Genomic DNA, 23118 nt, shown 5'->3' on the forward strand with positions numbered 1-23118 from the left:
GGCCGGTCCCACGGGACGGTGCCCGCCGGGTCGCGCGGCTACCCTGGCCGGATGGGCGCCGACGACCGGGTACGGGGTGCGCTGCTGGCCGGGCTGACGGTGGCCGCGCTGGCCGCCGGTGGCTGGTGGTGGCAGCGGTCGGCGCCGGCCCTCGGCGAGACGGGCGCCTCACCCAGCCCGTCGACGGGTGCCTTCCTCGAGCCGGGGGTGCGGCTGGCCGACCCGGACACCAGGCGGGTGACCGTCGACCCGGACGCGAGGCGGGTGACCGTCGACCCGGAGACCGGGCAGGTGCTCCCGGGGCCGGAGGCCGACCCGGACGCGGGCCTGGTCGTCCATCAGGAGCCGGGCGCCGCCGCGGAGGTGCTGAGCTCGCACGCCGTCTGGGCGGAGCGGTCCCAGCTCGCCCCGGGTGACGGTCCACTGGTCCGGCAGGCCAACCCCTCGGCCGGCGAGCGCCACCTGCTCACGGTGTCCTGCAGCGGCCCGGGGACGTTGACGGTGGCCTACTCCGGCTCGGACCAGGACGGCACGCCACTGACCACGACCTGTGCGGAGACGCCGCTCGCCCGCCGGATCGACGCCGCCGGCGGCCCGTTGCTGGTGCGGTTCACCGTCGCCGGCGGCGCGGTCGACCTGGACGCCCGGCTCGTGGCCCTGTTCTGAACGCCGGTCAGCCGGCGATGCGAGCCAGGTCGTCGCGGTACTGCTCGACCGCGCCCAACTCGGGGACGATCCGCACCAGGGTGCCTTCCCGGTCCACCAGCAGCGCGGGGGCCGTACCGGGGCGGGCGGCGAGGTGGGCGTAGGCGCGCAGCCCGCCGGCCGGGTCGGCGAGCGCGCGTACCCCGGGTGCGGTGGCAGGTTCGACCCGGCGGCCCTCGGTGACGGTGACCACGGTGACGCTCGGGGGCGCGGCGGCCGCCGCTTGGGTGACCTGTTCCGCGCAGGCGCAGGCGTCCACCAGCACGATCATCGCCGGCAGCAGGCTGCGTAGCGGCACCGGAGACTCGCCGGCGCCGACCAGGTCGAGCGCGGGGAGTGGCCCGACCGCGACCGGGGTGGCCGTCGGGTACGGGAGGACGGTCGGGCTGCCGCCGGAGCGTGACGAGCGGGGCCAGGTGACCGCCGCTAGCCCGGTGAGGGTGATCAACACGGACACCAGCAGCACCAGCACCGGCAGCCCGAGCGGCGGGCGGCCGTCCGGCCGGGGGGTGAGGCCGAGCCGGCGGCGCCAGCCGGCCCGCCGGCGGAGGCGGCGCAGCTCGCGGCGGACCTGCCGGGCCTCGTGGGCGAGCGCCGAGGCGTCGTCGGGGATGACCACCCGCCCCCACTCCGGGGGCAGGTCGGGCAGCCCGTCCGGTGGCCCTTGGCCTTCAGCATCAGGCATGCCCATCGGACCCCCAGGAACCGTCTCGGTGAGCGGACGTCGCGTCCACCTCCAGCCTCCCGCACCGCTCGGCGTACCGCCACACCTGGGCGCACTCCGGATTCCGGGGCTACCATGGGAGGAGCGCATCGCCCTAGACATCCACGCTTCCGTCACCCGCACCGGGTTGTCATCCGCTGGTCACGGAGCGTGTCGAAAGCGTCGGTTTGACCGCCTGTCAAGCTGAAGAAATACCTCTCACAGGGCCCCTGAGCTGCGCCAACGGTCAGGACAGCGGTGAGACATCGGTGCCTGAGCGTGTTACCCTAGACACAGCGAAAGGGGTTTCGAACCTATGGTTTTCAGTGTCGGCGAGACCGTTGTTTACCCCCACCACGGGGCCGCACTCATCGAGGCAATCGAGACTCGGGTCATCAAGGGCGAGCCCAAGCAGTACCTCGTCCTGAGGGTCGCGCAGGGTGACCTTACGGTCCGGGTGCCCGCTGAGAACGCCGAGATCGTGGGTGTGCGTGAGGTGGTCGGCGAAGAGGGCCTGGGCAAGGTCTTCGACGTGCTCCGCGCACCGCACACCGAGGAGCCGACCAACTGGTCGCGGCGTTACAAGGCGAATCTGGAGAAGCTGGCCTCCGGCAACCCGCTGAAGGTCGCCGAGGTCGTCCGCGACCTGTGGCGCCGGGAGCGGGAGCGGGGTCTGTCCGCGGGTGAGAAGCGCATGCTCGCCAAGGCCCGCGACATTCTCGTCGGCGAGGTCGCGCTGGCCGAGAAGAGCACCAAGGACGAGGCGGAGACGCTGCTCGACAAGGTGCTGACCGAGGCCTGAGTTCCACAGCATCGTCGTACCCACCCCGTAGCAAAGAAATCCGAGGACCGCGACGTGACCGCGCAGCTCAATCCGCGCGGTGACGTCGCGGTCCTTGTTCCTGCGGCCGGTGCCGGCGTACGCCTCGGCCCCGGCGCCCCCAAGGCGCTCCGGCCGCTCGCCGGCGAGCCGCTGCTGGTGCACGCGGTACGCCGGATCGCGGCGGCACCCTCGGTGCACACCGTCGTGGTGGCCGCCCCGGCCGCCGACGTCGAGCCGGTCCGGGCGATGCTCGCGCCGGTCGCTCCGGTGATCGTGGTGCCCGGCGGCGCGGACCGCCAGGCGTCCGTGGCCGCCGCGCTGGCTGCCGTCCCCGCCGGGCCGGAGATCGTCCTGGTGCACGACGCGGCCCGCGCGCTGACCCCGCCGGCACTGATCGAGTCGGTCGCCGCGGCCGTCCGCTCCGGGAACGACGCGGTGATCCCGGTGCTCCCCGTGGTCGACACGATCAAGGAGGTCGGCACCGGCGAACTCGTCCTCGGCACGGTCGACCGGTCCGCGCTGCGGGCCGTGCAGACCCCGCAGGGCTTCCGCCGGACGGTGCTGGCCGCCGCCCACGCGGCGACCAGCGACCCGCTCACCGACGACGCCGGCCTGGTGGAGAAGCAGGGCGTGCCGGTGGTCTGCGTCCCCGGCTCGGAGTACGCCCTCAAGGTCACTCGGCCGTTCGACCTGGCCCTCGCCGAGTACCTGCTCTCAGCCCGCCAGGCGGGTTAGCGCCAGCCTCGCGATGTCCACGGCGAGACCCTTCAGGTCACCGCCGCGGAGTTTGACGCTGGACGCCCCGAGCATCACCTCCAGCGCGTCGCCGTCCCCGACGGCCACGTGCAGGCCGGCCTGGCCGTCGAACCACTCCGCCGGGGCGCCGAGCGCAGTCACCTTCTCCGCGTCCTTGAAGAGCGGATTGTTGATCATCGCCGCGCCGCCCTTGTGGTACTGGAGCAGGATGGCCGGCCCGTCCGCCGAGTGGAAGTGGTAGGCGCAGACCGCCACCTCCTTGCTGGACTCGTCGGTGTCGGCGTCGACGATCTCCACCCCGGCTAGTCGCGACATCTCGGTCCTGGTCAGCAGGCACGGGTCCGGTGGCCCGGGCGCCTCCGCCGCGGTAGCGGCCGGGGCGGTGGTCGCCGGGTCGGCGGTGTCCGTGTCCGTACCGGCCGCCGGGTCCGCGGTGCCGGTGTGCGTGCTGGCCGCGGTGGCCGCCGCATCGTTGCTGGCCGGGCTCGGCTGGTCGCCGCAGCCGACGAGGAGGGTGAGCGCGGTGGCGAGCACCGCGGCCGCGTTGAGTCGCGTGGTCATGCAGGTCGGTCCTTTCCGGATCGTCAGGCGGTCGGGCAGGTGACGGTGGCGACGACGTGGGCGGTCTTTCCCGCGTACGCCTGCACGCCGGGCAGGTCCAGGTCGAGCCGGAGACTGCTGCCGTCCACCGCCCCGGCGGGCAGCGGTGCGACGAACGCGGTGTCGAGGTCCACCTCGACGATCACCTGCGGATCGCCCTGGAGTTCGCCCGCCTCGGCCTGTCGGGGCGACCAGACCTTCAGCGTCACCGCCGGGCTGCCGCCGCTGGCGACCTTCGACTTGACGACGTCCGCGCCCCGCCCACCGACGAACGGCGGGGTGCGCCCCAGCCGGCAGTGCTCCCCATACGTGTCGCTGATCGACCCGCGCAGCTCGGTGCGGGGCAGGTCGCCCGTGATCACCAGTTCGATCGCGCCCGCCCCGGCGGGCCGTACGCCGGGCTCGACGCCGGCCGACGCGGCCGCGTCCACCGCTTCCCGGGTGCCCGGGTCGACGTCCTCCGGCCCGCACGCCGTCAGTAGTACGGCGACCGCGATGGCCGCCACGCCGGCCCGTACTGCCCTGCCTCGTCTCATCCTTCTCCTCCGTCGATCGGTCGGGTCGGACCCATGGTGGGGCCGCCGGAGACGTCGATCCAGGTCACTAGCTGCAGCTTCAGCAAGCTGCAGGGTCGGGCATCCGACGTGGACGGCCGGCGGTAGCGTGCCGCCGTGGACCTCGACGAGGAACTGCGCGGGCTCTACGCCCTGACTCTGCGGATGCCCGGCGCCGGTCGGGACGAGTTGGCGTTCGCGCTCGGCGGAGATCAGGCGCAGGTGGCCGACGGTCTGCGCCGGCTGGCCGGGCTGGGCCTGGTCGGTGAGGTGGACGGGCGGGTCGAGGCCGTGCCGCCCGGCGCGGGCCTCGGCCGGTTGCTCCGCGACGGACTGGACGGGGTGTCCCGGCGGCTCGCCGACGTCGAGCGGCTGGTCGCGCAGTTGGAGCCGCTCAGCCGGGAGTACGCCGCCGGCCAGCGGGTCGTCGCCGACGCGTCGGTCAGCCTGGTCTCCGGGGTGGGTGAGGCAAAGGACGTGCCGCTCGCGGTCGCGCTGACCAACCCGCCGGTGCGGTCGTACTGCTGCCAGCGGGACCCGCGCTCGTTCGACGCGGCGGTGGTGCCGTGGATGGAGGACCTGCTGCACGCCGCCCGGGAGCGGTTACTGGTCATGTCGCTGCTGGTCGAGGCCGAGGTGCTGGAATCCCCGGCGGCGTCGGGGACGCTGACCCGGTTCGCCGGGGCAGGCATCGAGGTACGCGTCCGTGGCCGGCTGCCCAGCGGCTACTACGTGCTGGGCGAGCACGCCGCGCTGCCGCGGAAGTGGGGCGACGACCTGGCCGGCTCGGCGTACCAGTTCCACCTGGTCCGCTCGACCGTGCTGGTGGCGGCGCTGACCAGCCTCTTCGAAGAGCTGTGGCGGACCGCGGTGCCGCTGGGTGCGGCGGTCGATCCGCACCGGCAGGTGGTGGCGCTGCTGGCCCAGGGACTCACCGACGACGCCATCGCCCGCCGGCTCGGTCTCTCCGTACGGACCGTCCGGGCCCGGGTCGCGCGGGTGATGGCTGAGCTGGGCGTGCGTACCCGGTTCCAGGCCGGTGTCGTGGCGGCCCGGTCCGGCTGGCTGGACTGATCCGGGCGTACCCTCGGCGCATGATCGTTCCTCGGGTGGCCATCGGCACCGACGTGCACGCCTTCGCGCCGGGGCGGCCGTGCTGGGTGGCCGGCCTGCACTGGCCGGACCAGGACGGCCTGGCCGGTCACTCGGACGCCGACGTGGCGGCGCACGCCGCCTGCAACGCGCTGCTCTCCGCCGCCGGCCTCGGCGACCTGGGGGCGAACTTCGGCGTCGACCAGCCGGAGTGGGCGGGTGCCGCCGGCGTGGCTCTGCTCACCGAGAGCGCCCGGCGGGTCCGGGCGGCCGGGTTCCGGATCGGCAACGTGTCGGTCCAGGTGATCGGCAACCGGCCGAAGATCGGTCCGCGCCGGGAGGAGGCGCAGCTGGTGCTCTCGGCGGCGGTGGGCGCCCCGGTCACCGTCTCCGCCGCCACCACCGACGGCCTCGGCTTCACCGGCCGTGGCGAGGGGCTGACCGGCATCGCGGTCGCCCTGGTGTACGAGGCTCCGGCGGAGTAGGTCGGCGGGGCGGGACGCGGGCGGCTACGCTCGCCGGGATGCCGAGTGACGCCGCCCCCGACCAGTCCGCCGCCGACGGCTACCTCCAGCGCGCGCAACTCCTCGCCGAGCTGGGCCGGTACGACGAGGCCGCCGGGGAGCTCAGCGGGGCGCTCGCGGCAGATCCGGGCAACGCTGAGGCGCTCACCATGCTGGCCCAGGTGCACCTCGCTGCCGAGCGGGCGGGCGAGGCGCTCGACGCCGCCGAGGCGGCCGTGGCCGCCGCCCCGGGGGCCGTACCGCCGCTGGTGGCGCGCGGGATGGCCCTGGTCGACCTGGAGCGGTGGAAGGCCGCCGCGAGCACCGCGGACCAGATCCTGGCGCTCGGCCCGACCGACCCGTACGCGCAGCGCAGCGCCGCCGCGATCCTGGCCGGCTCACGCAACGGGCAGCAGGCGCTCAACGCCGCCTGGCGCGGCGTGGAGCTGGCCCCCGAGGCCCCGCAGGCGCACCTGGTGCTCGGCCTGGTCTCCGTGCGGCTGGAGCTGTATGACCTGGCCGAGCGGGCCTACCGGGAGGCGCTGCGGCTCGACCCGCAGCTGGCCGAGGCGCGGCACGACATGGGCGTGATCCGGCTGGAACAGCGCCGCTACGCGGAGGCGCTGGAGCACCTGACGGAGGCGGCGGCGATGGATCCGGGGCGCGTGGACGCCGGTCGGACGATCTCCGCGGGCCTGCGCCGGCTGGTGCTCTACGGTGCCGGCTGGTCCCTGGTCGCCACCGTGGTGGTGACCTTCCTGGCCCCGGGCGCGCCGGGTCTCTCCCGGCTGCTCGCGGTGCTGGCCGCGCTCGGCGGGGCGCTGGTGGTCTGGCGGTACGCGGCCCGGATTCCGGGCCTGCTGCGCACGATCCTGCCCGGGCTGCTGCGCGCCGACCGTGCCCTCGCCCTGGCGGTCTACGCGGTCGCCGCCGCGCCCCTGCTGCTGCTCCTCTACGCGCTGGTCGGCGGCCCCTGGCCGCTGGTCGCCGCCATCACCGTGGCGATGCTCGCCGAATTCGCCGCCCTCACCCGCACCCCCAGGTAACCCGACGCAAGGCAGCACCCCGGCGAAACCCCGGGGAAGACTACGAACGACGCGCCCAGGTCCAGGCGTACCCCGAGTCCTCACACCCCGACGCCGCGTCGCAGAGGTCCAGCGGGCGGAACGTGTCCACCATGACCGCCAGCTCGTCGAAGAAGTCCACCCCGATCGAGCGCTCGGCCGCGCCCGGCTGTGGCCCGTGGGTGAAGCCGGACGGGTGCAGCGAGATCGAGCCCTGCTCGATGCCGGAGCCGCGCCGGGCCTCGTAGTTGCCGCCGGTGTAGAAGAGCATCTCGTCGGAGTCGACGTTGTGGTGGTTGTACGGCACCGGGATGGCGTCCGGGTGGTAGTCCACCTTGCGCGGCACGAACGAGCAGATCACGAAGTTCGGGCCCTGGAAGGTCTGGTGCACGGGCGGCGGCTGGTGCACCCGGCCGGTGATCGGCTCGAAGTCGTGGATGGAGAACGCCCACGGGTACAGGTGCCCGTCCCAGCCGACCACGTCGAACGGGTGGTGGGCGTAGCCGTACTTCGTCCAGCCCCGACGGTGCCGGACCAGCACCTCGACGTCCTCGTCGTCCACCAGCAGCGGCGCGTCCGGCCCGCGGACGTCCCGCTCGCAGTACGGCGAGTGCTCCAGGAACTGCCCGCGTACGGAGAGGTAGCGCTTGGGCGGGCCGATGTGGCCGGCCGCTTCGATGGTGAGCAGCCGGGTCGGCTCGTCGCCGGTGGGCACGAGCCGGTGGATGGTCGAGGTGGGGATGATGACGTAGTCGCCGGCCACCGCGTCCAGCACACCGAACGGCGACTCCACCCGCATCGACCCGGACTCCAGGTAGAGGCAGTGGTCGCCGGTGGCGTCCCGGAACAGCGGAGACGGCCGGTCGGCCAGCACGTACGCGATCCGTACGTCGTCGTTGGCGAGCAGGTACTGCCGGCCGAGCACCGGGTCGGCGCCGGCCCCGTCGAGCTTGTGGGTACGCAGGTGGCGCGGCTTGAGCGGCAGGTTGGGCACCCGGGTGACGGCGGGCGGGGTGAACTCCTCGGCGGCGACGATCGCGGTCGGCGCGTGCCGGTGGTAGAGCAGCGACGAGTCGGAGGAGAAGCCCTCCTGGCCGACCAGCTCCTCCGCGTAGAGGCTGCCGTCGGGCTGACGGAACTGGGTGTGGCGCTTGCGGGGCACCTCGCCGACCCTGCGGTAGTACGGCATCTCGCCTCCCGATATGTCCCGTTCTCCGGCCGGGAGCGTCCGATAATCGGACGCGGTTGTCCGTTCACCGTAGCGTCCCGTACATTCTTGTCTCGTGTCAACGCAGGTGCCCCGCCTCTTCTCCGGCCTGGTCGACGACGCCGCGGTCTTCCCGCCCGGCAGCGCCACGCTGCCGGACGCGGTGGTCGCCCACCGGCGGCATCGCACCGCCTGGTACGCCGACCTCGTCGGCCCGCTCCTGCTGCCCGCCTCCGCCGTCACCGCCGGTGACCTCAGCGGGCTGGTCGATCCTGCGGAGGGGTTCGTCATCGGGCTCATCGGCGACACCGGCGTCGAGGGGGTGCCGTCGGCGCTGTCGTTTCTGGCGCCGGACCGGGTCACCGCCCGGCAGATCGAGGTGCCGGTCGCCAAGCGGGGCGAGGACCCGCAGCCCGGGCTCACCGAGCTGCTGAAGCTCACCGAGCGGCTCGACGGCACGCCGGTCTACGCCGAGATCCCGATGACCTTCGGACTGCTGGGTGCCCTGGACGCGCTCGCCGAGGCGCGGGCCGGCGGGCTGCCGGTCGCCGCCAAGTTCCGCACCGGCGGGCTGGCCGCCGAGCTGTTTCCCACCCCGGTCGAGCTGGCCGCGGTGATCTGCGCCTGCCGCGATCGGCAGCTGCCGTTCAAGCTGACCGCCGGGCTGCACCACGCGATCCGCCACCGGGACCCGGAGACCGGCTTCACCCACCACGGCTTCGTCAACGTGCTCGCCGCGACCCTCGCCGCCACCGCCGGCGGCGAGGTGGACGCGGTCGCCGAGCTGCTCGCCGCCACCGACCCGGTACGCGTGGTCGAGCTGGTCCGGGCGCGCCGAGACACCGAGCGCCCGCTCTGGGTGGGGTACGGCTCGTGCAGCATCGAGGAACCACTGACCGATCTGATCCGGCTGGGGCTGGTGAACGGGGGCTTCGAGGAATGACCTGGGTGACGGGTGCCGACGGTTCGCCGTACGGGGTGACCAACCTGCCGTACGGGGTGTTCCGGCACGGCGATCGCGAGCCGCGGATCGGCGTACGCATCGGTGACTTCGTGCTGGACCTGGGCGGCGCGGAGGCCGCCGGGCTGGTGCTGGCGGCCGGGGCGCTGGGCCGGCCCACGCTGAACGAGTTCATGGCGCTCGGCCGCCCGCAGTGGAGCGCCGTCCGGCAGCGGGTCACCGAGCTGCTCACCGACGCCGGGCACCGGCCGGCGGTGGAGCCGCTGCTGGTGCCGCTGCGCGAGGTGGAGCTGCTGCTCCCCTTCGAGGTGGCCGACTACGTCGACTTCTACTCGTCCGAGCACCACGCGGCCAACATCGGGCAGATCTTCCGGCCGGGCCAGCCGCCGCTGCTGCCCAACTGGAAGCACGTGCCGATCGGCTACCACGGCCGGGCCGGCACGGTGGTGGTCTCCGGCACCCCCGTGGTCCGTCCCACCGGGCAGCGGGCCACCGCGCAGGGCCCGACCACCGGCGCCTCCGTACGCCTGGACATCGAGGCGGAGGTCGGTTTCGTGGTCGGCCTGCCGAGCCGGCTCGGCGACCGGGTCCCGGTGGGGGACTTCGCCGACCACGTGTTCGGTGTGGTGCTGGTCAACGACTGGTCCGCCCGGGACATCCAGGCCTGGGAATATCAGCCGCTCGGCCCGTTCCTGGGCAAGTCCTTCGCCACCTCGGTCTCCGCCTGGGTGACCCCGCTGGACGCGCTGGCCGACGCCTTCGTGCCCGCCCCCGACCAGGACCCGCCGGTGCAGGACTACCTGCGGGACACGCCCCACCTCGGGCTGGACCTGGCCCTGTCGGTGGAGTGGAACGGCGAGCGGGTCAGCGAGCCGCCCTTCGCCACCATGTACTGGACGCCGGCCCAGCAGCTCGCCCACGTCACGGTCAACGGGGCGTCGCTGCGTACCGGCGACCTCTACGCCTCCGGCACGGTCTCCGGGCCGGAGCGCGGCCAGGTCGGTTCGTTCCTGGAGCTGACCTGGGGTGGGATCGAGCCGGTCAAGTTCGCCGACGGCACCACCCGCACCTTCCTGGAGGACGGCGACACCGTCACCGTCACCGCCACGGCCCCCGGCCTGAACGGCACCACCATCGCCCTCGGCGAGGTCACCGGCACCATCCTCCCGCCCCGCTGAGCAGCGCCTTCACCCTCCGGCCCCGGTCGCACCCGCTGTGCGACCGGGGCCGTTGCGTCCCGCGTTGATCGTCCCGGATCCGGTACGCCCCGGTGGTGCGGGCCGGGGCGCACCCGCGTGGAACAGGAGGGAACGAGGATGCCCGAGCTGACCGGCGCCGTCTGGCGCACCAGCAGCCGCTCCAACGATCAGGGCCTCTGTGTCGAGGTGGCGACCAACGTGGTCGCCGCGTACGGCGTGGTGGGGGTACGCGACTCGAAGGATCGGAGCGGGCCGACGCTGGTGGTCAGCCCGCCAGGCTGGACGGCGTTCGTCACCGCGATCCGGGCCGACGCCTTCCGCCGCTGACCCCGGTCGCCGCACGCCCGGTGCCCCGCGGGGCGCCGGTGGTGGAAATGTCACCGCGGGCTCCCCGTTTCGGGTTCACGCGCCGTACCGTGGACAACACGGGAGGTGCCATGTCGACGGTGACAGTTGCCGCATTCATCGAAGCGCAGGACGTCGACGTCTGGCGGCTCCTCACCGATCTCCCCGCGCGGGCCCGGTGGCTGTCCGCCGTCGGCGCGGTCGACGTCCTCACCCCTGGCGACTTCCGGCCCGGCACCGCCTGGCGGGAGACCCGGCTCCGGCCGGACGGCGCCGAGGTGCCGGAGGAGTTCGTGGTGGTCGAGATGGTCGCCCCGGAGCGGCTGGTGCTCAGCTCGCGGGGCGCCGGCGCGGACTACCGGATCACCTGGACGCTGCGGACGGTCGAGCGCCGGCGCCGCGCCTGCACCGAGGTCACCGTCGAGCAGGAGGCCGAGCCGACCGCCCGGTACGGGCGGATGCTGGCCCTGATCCTCGGCGGCCTGGCCGCCCGTGCGGTGGAGGGCGCCCTCCGGCGGGACCTCGCCGATCTGGCGCTGGCCGTCGAGCCCACCCGCTCCGCAGAGGCCGCCTGAGCCGACCCGGCCCCACCTCACCGGGTTTCGAGGGCTCCAGTTGGGCCCGGCTGCCCGCCGCTGGGACCTGACGCCGTTCGGTGGGTAGGGTGCCTCGCGGAGGTGCGGCATGAGGTGGCCCGTGGGGCGGCGGTGGATCATCGTGGCGCTCGCGGCGGTGCTGGCCGTCGGCGCGGCGGCCACCGTGATCTACCGGGTGCTCGCGCCCGCCGAGGTCGACACGGTCGCCCGGGGCGCGTACCCGGCGGCGCCGACCCCCCAGGTCGGGGTGATCGGCCGGCTTCCGGTGGCGCCGCTGGTCGTGGACGGCCGGCTCCGCGTCTACGCCGGCGCCCGCCAGGTGTACGCCGACCAGCCGGTCGACGGGCGGCACCGGGTGACCCCGTTCTGGTCGTACCGCCGCTGGCCGGCGCAGCTCGTCGGGGTGCTCGCCGACGACACCACCGTGGTCAGCCGCTGGTCGGATGGGCTCCTCGTGGCGCTCGACGCGCGTACCGGGCGGGTCGCCTGGCGGGCCGACGGGCCCGCGCCGGGGCCGGTGGCCAAGCCCCGCCGGACCTACGCCTCGACCGTCTGGGACCCGGCGGGCCTGCACGTCACCGGTACCGCCGACGGCCGGCGAGTGCTGGTCGCGGCCGGCCCGGGCCGGGTCGCCGGGTACGCGCTGGCGGACGGCCGGCAGCTCTGGCGGGCCGACGTCGGGGACGACTGCCGTACCGATGTGGGCACCACGGCGGCTGGCGAGCTGCTCGCGGTGGACGCCTGCGCCGGACCGGCGACGGTCGAGTTCCGGGACGCCGCCACCGGCCAGGTACGCACCCGCTGGCAGCCGCCCGGCGGCCCGCCGGAGCTGACGGTGACCCTGGTGGGCTGCCGGAACGTCCGCTCGGAGTGCCGAGGGCTGCGCACCGCCGGCCCGGGGGACGACGCCGGCCGGGGGTGGCTGATCGGTGCGGGCGAGCCGGTCGCCGCGCCCGCCCTCGACGGGCCGGGTGCCGAACTCGCCGACGAGCTTGTGGTCGGCGTGCACGGGGGAGTGCTCACCGGCCGGTCGGCCCGCACCGGCGCGGAGCTGTGGCGGCGCCCCGACCTCGGGCCGGTACGGATCCTCGCGGTCCAGCCCGGCCGGGTGCACCTGCTGACCGAGCGGAACGATCTGGTCACCCTGGACCCGGCCACCGGGGCCGAGCGGTCCCGCTTCCCGATGGACATCGGCCGGGACGGGACCGGCTGGGTGCCCGGCCGGGCGTACGCGGGGGACGGCTACGTGGCCGTGGAGCGGGTCCGGGAGCGGGCCGGCCCGGACGACGACGACCAGGCGTACTTCCTGATGCCGGAGGCGGTGTTGCTCGCCGCGAGCTGACGCCCCGCCGGGTGTGCGGAAAGGGCCCCGGTACCACGCCCGGCGTTGACCAGGGCCCCTCCTGTCGGCTCAGGCCAGCGCCGCCTCGGCGGCGGCCAGGAAGGCGTCGTTCTCGGCCGGGGTGCCGATGGTGACCCGCACCCCGTCCCCGGGGAACGGCCGGACGATCACGCCCCGCGCCTCGCACGCCTTGCCGAACTCGACGGCCTGCTCGCCGAGCGGCAGCCAGACGAAGTTGGCCTGGCTGGACGGCACGTCGGGGACGAGCTTGCGGACCGCCTCGGTGACCCGGTCCCGCTCGGCGATGACCAGCGCGCAGCGGCGCTCGACCTCGTCGGCCTGGGCCAGCGCGGCGAGCGCGCCGGCCTGGGCGGCCAGGCTGGTGGAGAACGGCGTGACGACCTTGCGGACGGCGGCGGCCACGGTCGGCTCGGCGACCAGCCAGCCGATCCGCAGGCCGGCCAGCCCCCACGCCTTGGAGAGGGTGCGCAGCACGGCCACGTTCGGCCGGTCCAGGTAGCTCAGGCCGTCCGGCACCTCCGGGTCGGTGACGAACTCCCGGTACGCCTCGTCGATCACCACCAGCACGTCGTCCGGCACCGCGTCGAGGAAGCGGTCCAGCTCCCCCTTGCGGACCGCCCTACCGGTCGGGTTGTTCGGGTTGCAGACCAGGATCATCCGGGTCCGGTCGGTCACCGCCGCCGCCATCGAGGCCAGGTCGTGGCCGTGGCCGGCGTCGTTCGGCACCCGCACGCTGGTCGCGCCGCTGGTCGCCGCGATGATCGGGTACGCCTCGAAGGACCGCCACGAGTAGAGCAACTCGTCGCCCGGGAGGCAGGTGGCCCGGACCAGGTGCTCGGCCAGCGCCACCGAGCCGCAGCCGGTGGCGATCCGCTCCGGGTCCACGCCGTACCGCTCGGCGAGGGCCTGGCGCAGCGCCACCACGCCCATGTCCGGGTAGCGGTGCGAGCCGGCGACCGCCTCGGCGACCGCCTCCACCACGCCCGGCAACGGGCCGTAGGGGACCTCGTTGCTGGCCAGCTTGATCGCCTCGGGCAGGCCCAGCTCGCGGGCCAGGTCGGCCGGGCTGCGCCCGGGCACGTAGCTGGGCAGCGCGTCCAGGTCGGCGCGGGTCAGCCGCAGCGGAGGCTGGTGACGTCCGGTGTCGGTCATGGGGTGTCTCCCGGGGGATTGGCGCTGTCGCGCGAGGCGGTACGGGTGTCGGGCCTGGTGCGGGGGAGCTGGACCACCACGGTCTGCGCCCGCTTGTCGTGCAGGGCCTGGCGCAGCGGCTGGTCGAAGAGCGGGGAGACCGCGTCGACGAACTGGAGCAGCAGCCCGAAGCCACAGCAGTACCAGAGCAGCGTGGGTAGGCCGAGGGTGCTCCACCGGCGGGTGGCCCGGCCGAAGCCGAGCGGCTGGTCGGCCTCGACCGGCACCGCGCGGACGCCCATCACCCGCTTGCCGAAGGTCTGGCCCCGGGCCGCCATCGAGGGCACCTCGTACGCGTACCAGAGCGCGGTGGCGATCAGCAGGATGGCGATCTGCAGCCCGGCGGCCTGTTCGCCCGGCTGGGGCAGCCCTTCGGTGGAGGTGTTTCCGGCCAGCGACCGGCGCACCGACTCGCGCAGGTACGGCGAGATCTCCTCGAAGTAGCGCCAGACGAACCAGCCGTTCACCACGACATTGAGCAGGAACACCACGCCGATGTCGATCAGCCGGGCGACCAGCCGTGCGCCGTACGAGGCGAGCGGCAGCCCGTGCGGCCGCGGCGCGGGCGGGCGTACCGGCCAGGTCGGGTACGGCCAGCCCGGCGGCGGCCCCGCCGGCTGACCCGGTCCGGTCGGCTGCCCCGGCCACGGGGCCGGCCCGCCGGCCGGTTGCCCCGGGTACGGCCCGCTGACCGGCTGCTGCCCGGGATACGGCCCAGCGGCCGGCTGCCCGGGATACGGCCCGCTGACCGGCTGGCCGGGGTGCGGCCCGGCGGGCGGGCCCGGGTGGGGGGCGGGTGTGGTGGGGGCCGGCGCCGCGGCGGGAGCCGGTTCGGGGGGCGGCGGGCCCTCGGGCGGGGTGGCGTCGACCGGGATCGGCGCGCCGATCCAGCCCTCGCCGTCCCAGTACCGCCGGGTCTCGGGATCGGCGGGGTCCACGTACCAGCCGGGTGTCACGCTCACCGTCGTGCCTCGCTGCGTCCGCTCACGGCAGTTCGCGACTCCGGGGCTCGCAGACCCGGCTCACTCCTCACGCTCACGGCGTCATCTCAGTTCGCGGCTCCGGGGCTCGCAGGCCCGGCTCACTCCTCACGCTCACGGTGCAACCTTAACGACGACCGTGCCGGCGAACTTGTCGTGCAGGCACTGCTGCCAGGGCTTGTCCCAGAGCTGCCAGAACCCGTCGAGGTAGTTGAGGAACGGCACCAGCGAGCCGGCGACGAACTCGACCAGCCAGCGCCGGCCCAGTGCCCCCCGGGTCAGGGTGGCGGACGGCTCGACCGGGACGATCCGGATCTTCATCACCTTCTTGCCCAACGTCTGCCCGGTCCGGCGGGCGTACTCGACGTGGTACAGCCAGTAGAAGACGAGGAGGACCAGGAACAGCCCGACCTCGGCGAGCAGCAGCGGAACGACGAAGTCGCTCATCATCCGGGCCGGGTCCGGCTCGTTCATCGTCCCGTCCGGGTTGACCTTCATCAGCTCGGTGAAGGTGCGGAACCAGATCCACAGGATGACCGGCAGGAAGAGCACCACCGACACCAGGCTCGCCACCGCGGTGTCGATCAGCCAGGCGAGCAGCCGGTCGGCGAAGCTGGCGAGCGGCTGACCGTTCGGCGCCAGTGGGGGTGGCACGACACCCGGGTACGGCGGATGGGCCGCCGGGGGATAGCCAGGTGGCCCGGCGTACAGCGGTGGGAGGTGTTGCGGTGGCACCGGAGGCCGCAGCGGCCCGGGTCCGGAGGGGGGCGCGAAGCCGCCGCCCGCGGACGGTGGCCCGGCGGGCGGCGGCTGCGTGGTCGGGGGAGGCTGGGTCACGCGGACAGTGTTACAGGTTGCCGCGCTTCTCCTGCTCCCGCTCGATCGCCTCGAACAGGGCCTTGAAGTTGCCCTTGCCGAAGCCGAGGGAGCCGTGCCGCTCGATCAGCTCGAAGAAGACGGTCGGGCGGTCCTGCACCGGCTTGGTGAAGATCTGCAGCAGGTAGCCGTCCTCGTCCCGGTCGACCAGGATCTTCCGGGACTTCAGCTCCTCGATCGGCACCCGCACCTGGCCGATCCGGGCGCGCAGCTCCGGGTCGTCGTAGTAGGAGTCCGGGGTGTCCAGGAACTCGACGCCCGCGGCGCGCATGGCGTCGACGCTGGCCAGGATGTCGTTGGTGGCGACGGCGATGTGCTGGGCGCCCGGCCCCTGGTAGAACTCCAGGTACTCGTCGATCTGCGACTTCTTGCGGGCGAGGGCCGGCTCGTTGAGCGGGAACTTCACCTTGCGGGTGCCGCTCGCGACCACCTTGCTCATCAGGGCGGAGTAGTCGGTGGCGATGTCGTCACCGATGAACTCGGCCATGTTGCTGAAGCCCATGACCCGCTTGTAGAACTCGACCCACTCGTCCATCCGGCCCAGCTCCACGTTGCCGACCACGTGGTCGACGGCCTGGAAGAAGCGCTTCGGCTGGATGCCCGCGTCGATCATCGGCTGCCGGTCGACGATGGGCCCACGGGCCACGAAGCCGGGCAGGAACGGGCCGGTGTAGCGGGACCGGTCGACCAGGGTGTGCCGGGTGTCGCCGTACGCGGCGATGGCTGCCAGCCGGACGGTGCCGTGCTCGTCGGCGACGTCGTGCGGCTCGACCAGGCCGGTCGCGCCCTGGGCGGTGGCGTGCGCGTACGCGGCGTCCACGTCCGGCACCTCCAGCGCGATGTCGGAGACACCGTCGCTGTGCTTCGCCACGTGCTCGGCGCCCTCGGCGTCGGGGCGGACCACGCCGGTCAGCACGAACCTGGCCGAGCCGCTGGTCAGCACGTACTGGGCGTGGTCCCGGTAGCCCTGCTCCGGACCGCGGTAGGCCACGCAGGTCATGCCGAACGCGGTGGAGTAGTAGTGGGCGGCCTGCTTGGCGTTGCCCACCAGGAAGTGCACGTGGTCGAGGCCCTTGACCGGGAACGGGTCCCGGCTGATGTCGTGGTCGACGGCGCCGACGAGGGCGTCGACGTCGACCTCCTCGGTCGACTGGGGTCGGTCGATCGCCTGGGTCATGGTGGCCTCCCTTGCGTACCGGCCGGCCTCGTGGGCCGCCGTTGGATGCAGTTGTGGCGAGCATCGCTTTCCCGCCATCGGTTGGGCAACAGTTGGCCAAAATGCTGGTCAGGTTGTGCATTTGGTAAAGTGAAACCCCATGAACGCTGGTCAGGATGTACAGCTCGACGAGCTGGATGCGCGACTGCTCACGTTGCTCGCCGAGGAGCCGCGGATCGGGGTGCTGGAGTGCTCCCGCCGGCTCGGCGTGGCCCGGGGCACCGTCCAGGCCCGGCTCGACAAGCTGGTCGATCGGGGAGTGATCGCCGGCTTCGGCCCGGACATCTCCCCGGCCGCCATCGGCTTCGGGGTGACCAGCTTCGTGACCCTGGAGATCAGCCAGCGACACGGCCACGACCCGGTCACCGCGCACCTGGCCGCCATCCCCGAGGTGCTGGAGGCGCACACCATCACCGGCTCCAGCGACCTGCTCTGCCGGATCGTGGCCCGGTCGAACACCGACCTCCAGCGGGTGATCGACCAGATCGTCTCCTCCGAGGGGATCCGGCGCGCCTCCACGATCATCGCGCTCGCCCAGCAGATCCCCTACCGCACGCTCCCCCTGGTCCGCTCCGCCGCCCGGGAAGGAAGGGCCCCTTCCTGACGCGTCCGGTCCCCTCCTAACACGCCGCGGGGTGGAGAAAGCGGCGCGACACGCACCCGCGCGGGCTCGGCGGCGCGGTGATCGTCGCTACCGTGTGCGGTGTGAAGGGCCTTGGCGTACGCGGCTGGTTGCTGCTGGGGCTCATCACCGTGATCGTGCTGGCCGCCACCGGCGTGTGGAATCCGTTCCCGAGCATGTGGGACTGGGTCGACCGGAGCGAGCCGATCTCCCAGCCGGACGTGGTCTGGCAGCAGCGGGTCGGCGGCACCCCGAAGAGCGTCACCATCGCCGGCGACACCGTCATCGTCGAGCAGCGGACCCGGGTCGAGGCGCGCAGCCTGGCCACCGGCACCCAGCTCTGGGAGCGCAAGGCGGACTGGGCGGCGGTCGCCGGCGGCGACCGGGACCCGGTCGTCGCCGTGGGCAAGCTCCTGGTGAAGGGGTACGAGCTGCTCGACCCGACCAGCGGCGCGGTCCGCCGGAGCGACGACCGGGCGGTGGCGGTCTGGACCTACCGGAACCTGCTTCTCGACGCGCACTGCGTGGCGGCCACCGACTGCACGCTGAGCGCCTGGGAACCGCGCGGGACCAGGCCGCTGTGGACGGCGTTCCTGCCCGGCGTGCACAGCGGGTTGCTCGCCGACAACCCGGACCTGCTCGGCACCCGGCGGCTGAGCGCCCCGCGGATCGACGGCGGCGTGGCCGGGCCGGAGGGCGCCCCGCCGCTGCTCGGCTTCCCGGTCGACGGGCGGGTGCACGTGGTGGACACCGCCACCGGCCGGGTGCTGCAGAACGTCCAGCCCGGCCGGGAGGAGCGGCTGGCGGTGGTCGGCGGCCGGTTGCTCCGGATCAGCGCCACCTCCCGGGACGGTAGCTGCTACTTCGTCATCTCCGCGGTCGACCCGGCGACCGGCCGGCAGGTGTGGCAGCGCACCGGGGTGAACCTGCGAACCGCGGACTACGCCGGCTGCGTGCAGCGGGAGGACCCGCAGGGCGCCCGGAACGTGCTGATCGGCGTCGCCCCGGACGGCCGCGAGGCCGTGCTCGACGGGTACGACGGCCGGCTGCTGCACGTCGGCGCGGACGGCGAGAAGCTGCTCGCCGTCGACGACCGGTACGCGCTGGTGCGCAGCGCCGACAAGCGCTCGATCGTGGGCCGGGAGCTGTCGGTCGACCGGAACGCGTGGACCCGGGCCGCCGGAGCCAAGAGCGGCGCCGCCCTCACCCCGTACGCGGCGGTGATCGCCGAGGAGAAGCCGTCCCGGCTGATCGCGGTCGACCCGCGCACCGGGCGGGAGCTGGCGGTGCTGCGTACCTCGGCGAACGCCCTGGCGGTCGGGCCGACCGGCATGATCATCGGGGAGGGCCGGGAGATCGGGTACGTCCGCTGGGGCGCCGGGACGTCGGTGCCGCCCCCGCCCGTGGGCGACGACGGCGGCGCGCCCGGCCCGGGTGGCAGCACCGACGGCCCCCCGTCCGGCCAGGGGAACTGCGGACCGAAGCGGGAGCTCTGCGACCCGCAGGGCGACGGCGGGTGAGAGCGGCATCCCAGGACGCCCCCGGCGGGTGCCACCGATCGACGCCTCTGCCCTAGGCTTTTCCGTCATGAGCAGTGCCGCCGCGTTCTCGTACGCCCCCTTGCTGCCGACCGGTCCCGACCAGACCGAATACCGCCTGGTCACCGACGAGGGGGTCGACGTCGTCAACGGCCCGGGTGGCCGTCGATTCCTCACCGTGGAGCCCTCCGCGCTGACCGCGCTGACCGCCGAGGCGATGCACGACATCGCCCACTTCCTGCGCCCGGCGCACCTGGCCCAGCTCCGGTCCATCATCGACGACCCGATGGCCTCGCCGAACGACCGGTTCGTCGCGCTGGACCTGCTGCGCAACGCCAACATCGCCGCCGGCGGGGTGCTGCCGATGTGCCAGGACACCGGCACCGCCATCGTGATGGGCAAGCGCGGCCGGCACGTGCTCACCGACGGCACCGACGCCGAGGCCATCTCGCGCGGTGTCTACCAGGCGTACACCCGGCTGAACCTGCGTTACTCGCAGCTCGCCCCGCTGACCATGTGGGAGGAGCGGAACACGGGCAGCAACCTGCCCGCCCAGGTGGAGCTCTACGCCGAGGACCCGGACGGGCACCCGGACGCGTACAAGTTCCTGTTCATGGCCAAGGGCGGCGGGTCGGCCAACAAGTCGTACCTCTACCAGGAGACCAAGGCGCTGCTGAACCCGACGCGGATGATGCAGTTCCTGGAGGAGAAGCTGCGGCTGATCGGCACCGCGGCCTGCCCGCCCTACCACCTGGCCATCGTCATCGGCGGCACCTCCGCCGAGTACGCGCTGAAGACCGCCAAGTACGCCTCGGCCAAATACCTGGACACCTTGCCCACCTCCGGCTCGATGAGCGCGCACGGCTTCCGCGACCTGGAGCTGGAGGCCGAGGTGCTGGAGCTGACCCGCAACTTCGGCATCGGCGCGCAGTTCGGCGGTCGCTACTTCTGCCACGACGTACGCGTGGTCCGGCTGCCCCGGCACGGCGCCTCCTGCCCGGTGGCGATCGCCGTCTCCTGCTCGGCGGACCGGCAGGCCGTCGCCAAGATCACCCCGTCCGGGGTCTGGCTGGAGCGGCTGGAGACCGACCCGGCGCGCTACCTGCCCGACGTGACCGACGCGCAGCTCGACGCGTCCGAGGTGGTCCGGGTCGACCTGAACCGGCCGATGGACGAGATCCGCGCCGAGCTGTCGAAGTACCCGGTGAAGACCCGCCTGTCGCTGACCGGCCCGTTGGTGGTGGCCCGGGACATCGCGCATGCCAAGATCGCTGAGCGGCTGGACGCCGGCGAGCCGATGCCGCAGTACCTCCGCGACCACGCCGTCTACTACGCCGGCCCGGCCAAGACCCCCGAGGGCTACGCCTCCGGCTCGTTCGGCCCGACCACCGCCGGCCGGATGGACGCGTACGTGGAGAAGTTCCAGGCGGCCGGCGGGTCGATGGTGATGCTGGCGAAGGGCAACCGCTCCGCCCAGGTCACCCGCTCCTGCCAGCAGCACGGCGGCTTCTACCTCGGCTCGATCGGCGGCCCGGCCGCCCGGCTCGCGCAGGACTGCATCAAGCACGTCGAGGTGCTCGAATACCCCGAGCTGGGCATGGAGGCGGTCTGGAAGATCGAGGTGGAGGACTTCCCGGCCTTCATCGTGGTCGACGACAAGGGCAACGACTTCTTCGCCGAGGTCACCAAGCCGGTGCTCACCGTCGGCCGGCGCTGACGTCCCGCGTACGCGAAAGGGGCGCCGGGATCCCACCCGGCGCCCCTTTCCGCGTCAACCGGATCAGCCGTCGATCCAGATGCTGTAGTACGTCGCCCCGGAGGTCACGCCGCTCGCCGTGCGGCTGCGTACGGTCAGGCTGTGGTTGTACGCCGACTCGGCGGTCCAGCTCACCCGGGCCGTGCCGGCCGCGTCGGCCGCCACGGTCTGCTCCGGGCCCTCGTCGAAGGAATAGACGAACTCGGTGGTGCCCGGAAGCTGGGCGCTGAAGACGAACTCACCGGTCTGGCCGACCGTCGCGTTCCCGCCCCAGACGAAGACGTCCGAGGAGACGATCGGGCTCAGCGGGTCGACCCGGAAGGAGTAGAACTCGGGGTTCGTGGTCGTCCCGGCGGCGGTACGGGCACGCACCTGGAGCTCGTTCCAGCCGCCCCACTCGTCGTTGCTGCTGCTCGGCGTCCACTCGATGGTGGCCGTGCCGTCCGGTCCCGCCTCGACGGTACGCTCCGGCTCACCGCGGAAGGTGTAGACGTACGAGGTGATGTCGGTGCTCCCGGCGTGCGGCCGGAAGGTGAAGGTGCCGGTCACCCCCGGGCCGCCGCCGGTCATGTTGCGCGGGTAGACCGTGGACTCGACGCTCGGGGCGAGCGAGGCCACCTGGAACGACCGGTAGGCGGTCGCCGACTGGATGCCGTCACCGGTGCGGCTGAACACCTGGATCGAATGCTGGTACGCCTCGGTCGGGGTGTAGCTGACCGTGGCGGTGCCGTCGGCGCCGGCCGCGACCGTCCGCCACTCGCCGTAGTCGAACGAGTAGACGTACTCGGTGACGCCGTCCATGGCCGGGGTGAAGACGAAGCTGCCCGCGGTGCCGACCGGTGCGCCGACCGTGCCGTCCAGCGGCCACTGTGCGGAGCTGACGGACGGCTCAGTGCGGACGGTGAACCGGTAGCCGGCGTCGCCGGAGAGCAGCCCGTCCCGGGTACGGCTGCGGACGTGCAGGGTGTTGGTCGCGGTCGTCGGCGTCACCTGGACCGTGGCCCGGCCGTCGGCGTCGGCCGCGACGGTCTGCTCGGCACCGCTGTTGAGCTGCCAGACGTATTCCACCACGTCCGTCATGTTCGGGGCGAAGGTGAACGGGCGCGTCTCGCCCAGCCGCCCGTCCGGATTACCGTCGGCCACCGTCGGCGCGGTGTTGCGCACCCGGAACTCGTACGTCGTCACGGTCGAGCGGTTGCCCGTCCGGTCCACGGCTTGGACGTAGAGCCGCTTCAGGCCGTAGTCGGTCGGGGCCCAGGTGATGGTGGCCGCGCCGGACGCGTCCGCGGCGACGTACGTGGTCGTACCGCTGGGGCCCCACCGGTAACCGGCGACGTCGTCGGCCGCCGAGGTGAAGGTGAACCGGCCCGGGATGCCCGGGCCGCCGTAGCCGGGCGGGTTCCAGCCGGACGGGTAGTCGGTGGAGGACACCGTGGGGGCCGGCGGGACCTGCGTGTCGACCGTGAACCGGCATTCCGGCGACCAGTCGGAGCTGGCGTGCTGGTCGGCGGCCTTCACCGCGAAGGCGTATGTGCCCCCGTTGGCCATCAGCCCGCTCGGCACCGAGTAGGTGAAGCGGTCGGGAGCGTACAGGCCGTAGGAGGTCCATTCGGTCCGCTCCGCCGGACGGTCGACCGGCCACCAGGCGAAGGTGGCGGTCACCAGGTCGCCCGCGTAGCCGTCCACCTTGTCCGGGTCGGTCACCTCAGCCGAGAGGATCGGCGTGGTGGTGCCGATCAGCAGCCCGTCGGCGCAGGCCAGCCCGTGTACGGTGAGCTTGCCCGGCAGGTTCGGCGCCGCGTTCGCGTCGAGCGAGATGCCCGGCCGCTCGATCCGCCGGCCGAAGTGTTTGCCCTCCTCGTGGTCGCCGGCGATCCGGGCCATCAGGGTGAGCGAGTCCCGCCCTTCGTCGACCGCTCGCTGCACCGCCGCGGTGACCAGCAACTCGAGGTAGCCGGCGGGGCAGTGGGTCGCGGTGGCACCGAGGTCACCGACCTTTTCGTGCACCGCCGGGGCGTCCGCCCAGGTCGGCGCGGTGGCCGGGGTGTCCGTACGCCAGAGCTCCAGCTCGCGTGGCTTGTCGCAGTCGTCGACCGACGCCTCACCGGTCTGGAGCTGGGCGCTGATGATCTCCTTCCCCCGGTACGGGGTGAGGTCGAAGGTGAAGTAGGCCCGCGAGGTGTGCTTGACCCCGTCGGCCTCCCAGGTGCCGACCGGCAGGTCCTCGCTGCCGGCCGTCGGGAAGGCCGCGGTCGGCTGCCGGGCGTCGGTGTAGCTGGTGCTGGTCGGCAGGACCCAGCGGGTCGGGGCGGCGGCGGCTGGCTGGCCGGTCACCGCCAGGGCGCCCGTGCTGGCCAGCACGGCCGCCAGACCCGCGATGAGGAACCGGCGCGGTACGCGCCGGTGGCGTGCCGTGGACACGCCGGTGGAACCCCCGTTGTCGAACAAGGTGGAAGCCTCCAAGAGAG

At 73.5% G+C, this 23118-nt stretch carries 23 protein-coding genes; 14 read left to right on the forward strand and 9 right to left on the reverse strand.

What is annotated here, in order from left to right; genetic code table 11:
- The first annotated feature begins 51 nt into the window (after positions 1-51).
- Positions 52-666: a hypothetical protein gene (locus FXF52_RS00730; RefSeq protein WP_148793164.1), complete on the forward strand. Its 615-nt coding sequence runs from the start codon at positions 52-54 to the stop codon at positions 664-666.
- A gap of 7 nt (positions 667-673) precedes the next feature.
- Here the strand turns inward: FXF52_RS00730 and FXF52_RS00735 are convergent, their stop codons facing one another.
- The gene (locus FXF52_RS00735; RefSeq protein ID WP_148793165.1) at positions 674-1396 is read right to left on the reverse strand and encodes a hypothetical protein; all 723 of its coding nucleotides are present in this window, start codon (positions 1394-1396) and stop codon (positions 674-676) included.
- Positions 1397-1724: 328 nt separating this feature from the next.
- Between FXF52_RS00735 and FXF52_RS00740 the strand changes: the two genes are divergently transcribed.
- Positions 1725-2210, forward strand: coding sequence for a CarD family transcriptional regulator (locus tag FXF52_RS00740; protein WP_007073334.1), 486 nt, complete (start codon positions 1725-1727; stop codon positions 2208-2210).
- Positions 2211-2264: 54 nt separating this feature from the next.
- Complete coding sequence (gene ispD / locus FXF52_RS00745) at positions 2265-2966, forward strand: 2-C-methyl-D-erythritol 4-phosphate cytidylyltransferase (RefSeq protein ID WP_148793166.1); 702 nt, start codon at positions 2265-2267, stop codon at positions 2964-2966.
- Here the strand turns inward: ispD and FXF52_RS41415 are convergent.
- Together FXF52_RS41415 and FXF52_RS00755 are read right to left on the reverse strand one after the other, a co-directional pair.
- Entirely contained in the window at positions 2946-3548 is a 603-nt protein-coding gene (locus FXF52_RS41415; protein ID WP_187413269.1) for a hypothetical protein, read from the reverse strand. The genes ispD and FXF52_RS41415 overlap by 21 nt on opposite strands.
- 23 nt (positions 3549-3571) lie before the next feature.
- On the reverse strand, positions 3572-4123 hold the full coding sequence (locus FXF52_RS00755) for a hypothetical protein (RefSeq protein WP_148793168.1): 552 nt from the start codon (positions 4121-4123) through the stop codon (positions 3572-3574).
- Between the two features lie 135 nt (positions 4124-4258).
- Between FXF52_RS00755 and FXF52_RS00760 the strand changes: the two genes are divergently transcribed.
- Genes FXF52_RS00760 through FXF52_RS00770 form a run of 3 tightly spaced genes read left to right on the forward strand, consistent with a single transcriptional unit; the run spans position 4259 to position 6782 of the window.
- On the forward strand, positions 4259-5215 hold the full coding sequence (locus tag FXF52_RS00760) for a helix-turn-helix transcriptional regulator (protein ID WP_148793169.1): 957 nt from the start codon (positions 4259-4261) through the stop codon (positions 5213-5215).
- Positions 5216-5235: 20 nt separating this feature from the next.
- Positions 5236-5718 carry a 2-C-methyl-D-erythritol 2,4-cyclodiphosphate synthase gene (ispF, locus tag FXF52_RS00765; RefSeq protein WP_148793170.1) on the forward strand — a complete coding sequence of 161 codons (483 nt, stop codon included), beginning with the start codon at positions 5236-5238 and terminating at the stop codon, positions 5716-5718.
- A gap of 38 nt (positions 5719-5756) precedes the next feature.
- Positions 5757-6782, forward strand: a complete 1026-nt coding sequence (locus tag FXF52_RS00770) for a tetratricopeptide repeat protein (protein ID WP_148793171.1) — start codon at positions 5757-5759, stop codon at positions 6780-6782.
- A 40-nt stretch (positions 6783-6822) separates the two neighbouring features.
- On the opposite strand, the gene FXF52_RS00775 is transcribed toward FXF52_RS00770, so the two are convergent.
- Positions 6823-7989, reverse strand: a complete 1167-nt coding sequence (locus tag FXF52_RS00775; RefSeq protein WP_148793172.1) for a homogentisate 1,2-dioxygenase — start codon at positions 7987-7989, stop codon at positions 6823-6825.
- A 94-nt stretch (positions 7990-8083) separates the two neighbouring features.
- On the opposite strand from FXF52_RS00775, the gene FXF52_RS00780 reads away from it, so the two are divergent.
- The 5 genes from FXF52_RS00780 to FXF52_RS00800 all read left to right on the forward strand — a co-directional run bounded on the left by FXF52_RS00780 (position 8084) and on the right by FXF52_RS00800 (position 12450).
- Positions 8084-8950, forward strand: a complete 867-nt coding sequence (locus FXF52_RS00780) for a hypothetical protein (RefSeq protein ID WP_187413270.1) — start codon at positions 8084-8086, stop codon at positions 8948-8950.
- Positions 8947-10146: a fumarylacetoacetase gene (gene fahA / locus FXF52_RS00785; RefSeq protein WP_148793173.1), complete on the forward strand. Its 1200-nt coding sequence runs from the start codon at positions 8947-8949 to the stop codon at positions 10144-10146. Before FXF52_RS00780 ends, fahA begins: the two co-directional genes overlap by 4 nt.
- A gap of 138 nt (positions 10147-10284) precedes the next feature.
- Positions 10285-10494: a DUF397 domain-containing protein gene (locus FXF52_RS00790; protein ID WP_148793174.1), complete on the forward strand. Its 210-nt coding sequence runs from the start codon at positions 10285-10287 to the stop codon at positions 10492-10494.
- 110 nt (positions 10495-10604) lie between these two features.
- On the forward strand, positions 10605-11087 hold the full coding sequence (locus FXF52_RS00795; RefSeq protein ID WP_148793175.1) for an SRPBCC family protein: 483 nt from the start codon (positions 10605-10607) through the stop codon (positions 11085-11087).
- Between the two features lie 109 nt (positions 11088-11196).
- Positions 11197-12450 (forward strand): PQQ-binding-like beta-propeller repeat protein, encoded by a 1254-nt coding sequence (locus FXF52_RS00800; protein WP_148793176.1) that lies wholly within the window; start codon positions 11197-11199, stop codon positions 12448-12450.
- 69 nt (positions 12451-12519) lie between these two features.
- Here FXF52_RS00800 and hisC read toward each other — a convergent pair whose 3' ends face one another.
- From hisC to hppD, 4 genes are all read right to left on the reverse strand, one after another.
- A complete protein-coding gene (hisC, locus tag FXF52_RS00805) occupies positions 12520-13623 on the reverse strand; it encodes a histidinol-phosphate transaminase (protein ID WP_148793177.1) in 1104 nt (367 codons plus the stop codon).
- Positions 13620-14624 (reverse strand): RDD family protein, encoded by a 1005-nt coding sequence (locus FXF52_RS00810; RefSeq protein WP_148793178.1) that lies wholly within the window; start codon positions 14622-14624, stop codon positions 13620-13622. The genes hisC and FXF52_RS00810 overlap by 4 nt, the downstream gene beginning before the upstream one ends.
- Before the next feature lie 132 nt (positions 14625-14756).
- Positions 14757-15296, reverse strand: a complete 540-nt coding sequence (locus FXF52_RS00815) for an RDD family protein (protein ID WP_255471673.1) — start codon at positions 15294-15296, stop codon at positions 14757-14759.
- A 193-nt stretch (positions 15297-15489) separates the two neighbouring features.
- Positions 15490-16695: a 4-hydroxyphenylpyruvate dioxygenase gene (hppD, locus tag FXF52_RS00820; protein ID WP_148793180.1), complete on the reverse strand. Its 1206-nt coding sequence runs from the start codon at positions 16693-16695 to the stop codon at positions 15490-15492.
- A gap of 139 nt (positions 16696-16834) precedes the next feature.
- Between hppD and FXF52_RS00825 the strand changes: the two genes are divergently transcribed.
- The 3 genes from FXF52_RS00825 to FXF52_RS00835 all read left to right on the forward strand — a co-directional run bounded on the left by FXF52_RS00825 (position 16835) and on the right by FXF52_RS00835 (position 20611).
- Positions 16835-17338 carry an Lrp/AsnC family transcriptional regulator gene (locus FXF52_RS00825; RefSeq protein WP_148793181.1) on the forward strand — a complete coding sequence of 168 codons (504 nt, stop codon included), beginning with the start codon at positions 16835-16837 and terminating at the stop codon, positions 17336-17338.
- A 143-nt stretch (positions 17339-17481) separates the two neighbouring features.
- Entirely contained in the window at positions 17482-18876 is a 1395-nt protein-coding gene (locus FXF52_RS00830; RefSeq protein WP_148793688.1) for a PQQ-binding-like beta-propeller repeat protein, read from the forward strand.
- A 67-nt stretch (positions 18877-18943) separates the two neighbouring features.
- Complete coding sequence (locus FXF52_RS00835) at positions 18944-20611, forward strand: fumarate hydratase (RefSeq protein WP_148793182.1); 1668 nt, start codon at positions 18944-18946, stop codon at positions 20609-20611.
- Positions 20612-20674: 63 nt separating this feature from the next.
- On the opposite strand, the gene FXF52_RS00840 is transcribed toward FXF52_RS00835, so the two are convergent.
- Positions 20675-23071 carry a DNRLRE domain-containing protein gene (locus FXF52_RS00840; protein ID WP_187413271.1) on the reverse strand — a complete coding sequence of 799 codons (2397 nt, stop codon included), beginning with the start codon at positions 23069-23071 and terminating at the stop codon, positions 20675-20677.
- Between the last annotated feature and the right edge of the window lie 47 nt (positions 23072-23118).

It is taken from the genome of Micromonospora sp. MP36, from assembly GCF_008119785.1.
GTDB lineage: Bacteria > Actinomycetota > Actinomycetes > Mycobacteriales > Micromonosporaceae > Micromonospora.

Excerpts from the sequence above, each read along its gene's own strand:
- FXF52_RS00730 (WP_148793164.1), top strand. The coding sequence starts at position 52 with ATGGGCGCCGACGACCGGGTACGGGGTGCGCTGCTGGCCGGGCTGACG.
- FXF52_RS00735 (WP_148793165.1), bottom strand. The coding sequence starts at position 1,396 with ATGGGCATGCCTGATGCTGAAGGCCAAGGGCCACCGGACGGGCTGCCC.
- FXF52_RS00740 (WP_007073334.1), top strand. The coding sequence starts at position 1,725 with ATGGTTTTCAGTGTCGGCGAGACCGTTGTTTACCCCCACCACGGGGCC.
- FXF52_RS41415 (WP_187413269.1), bottom strand. The coding sequence starts at position 3,548 with ATGACCACGCGACTCAACGCGGCCGCGGTGCTCGCCACCGCGCTCACC.
- FXF52_RS00755 (WP_148793168.1), bottom strand. The coding sequence starts at position 4,123 with ATGAGACGAGGCAGGGCAGTACGGGCCGGCGTGGCGGCCATCGCGGTC.
- ispF (WP_148793170.1), top strand. The coding sequence starts at position 5,236 with ATGATCGTTCCTCGGGTGGCCATCGGCACCGACGTGCACGCCTTCGCG.
- FXF52_RS00770 (WP_148793171.1), top strand. The coding sequence starts at position 5,757 with ATGCCGAGTGACGCCGCCCCCGACCAGTCCGCCGCCGACGGCTACCTC.
- FXF52_RS00775 (WP_148793172.1), bottom strand. The coding sequence starts at position 7,989 with ATGCCGTACTACCGCAGGGTCGGCGAGGTGCCCCGCAAGCGCCACACC.
- fahA (WP_148793173.1), top strand. The coding sequence starts at position 8,947 with ATGACCTGGGTGACGGGTGCCGACGGTTCGCCGTACGGGGTGACCAAC.
- FXF52_RS00790 (WP_148793174.1), top strand. The coding sequence starts at position 10,285 with ATGCCCGAGCTGACCGGCGCCGTCTGGCGCACCAGCAGCCGCTCCAAC.
- FXF52_RS00795 (WP_148793175.1), top strand. The coding sequence starts at position 10,605 with ATGTCGACGGTGACAGTTGCCGCATTCATCGAAGCGCAGGACGTCGAC.
- FXF52_RS00800 (WP_148793176.1), top strand. The coding sequence starts at position 11,197 with ATGAGGTGGCCCGTGGGGCGGCGGTGGATCATCGTGGCGCTCGCGGCG.
- hisC (WP_148793177.1), bottom strand. The coding sequence starts at position 13,623 with ATGACCGACACCGGACGTCACCAGCCTCCGCTGCGGCTGACCCGCGCC.
- hppD (WP_148793180.1), bottom strand. The coding sequence starts at position 16,695 with ATGACCCAGGCGATCGACCGACCCCAGTCGACCGAGGAGGTCGACGTC.
- FXF52_RS00825 (WP_148793181.1), top strand. The coding sequence starts at position 16,835 with ATGAACGCTGGTCAGGATGTACAGCTCGACGAGCTGGATGCGCGACTG.
- FXF52_RS00835 (WP_148793182.1), top strand. The coding sequence starts at position 18,944 with ATGAGCAGTGCCGCCGCGTTCTCGTACGCCCCCTTGCTGCCGACCGGT.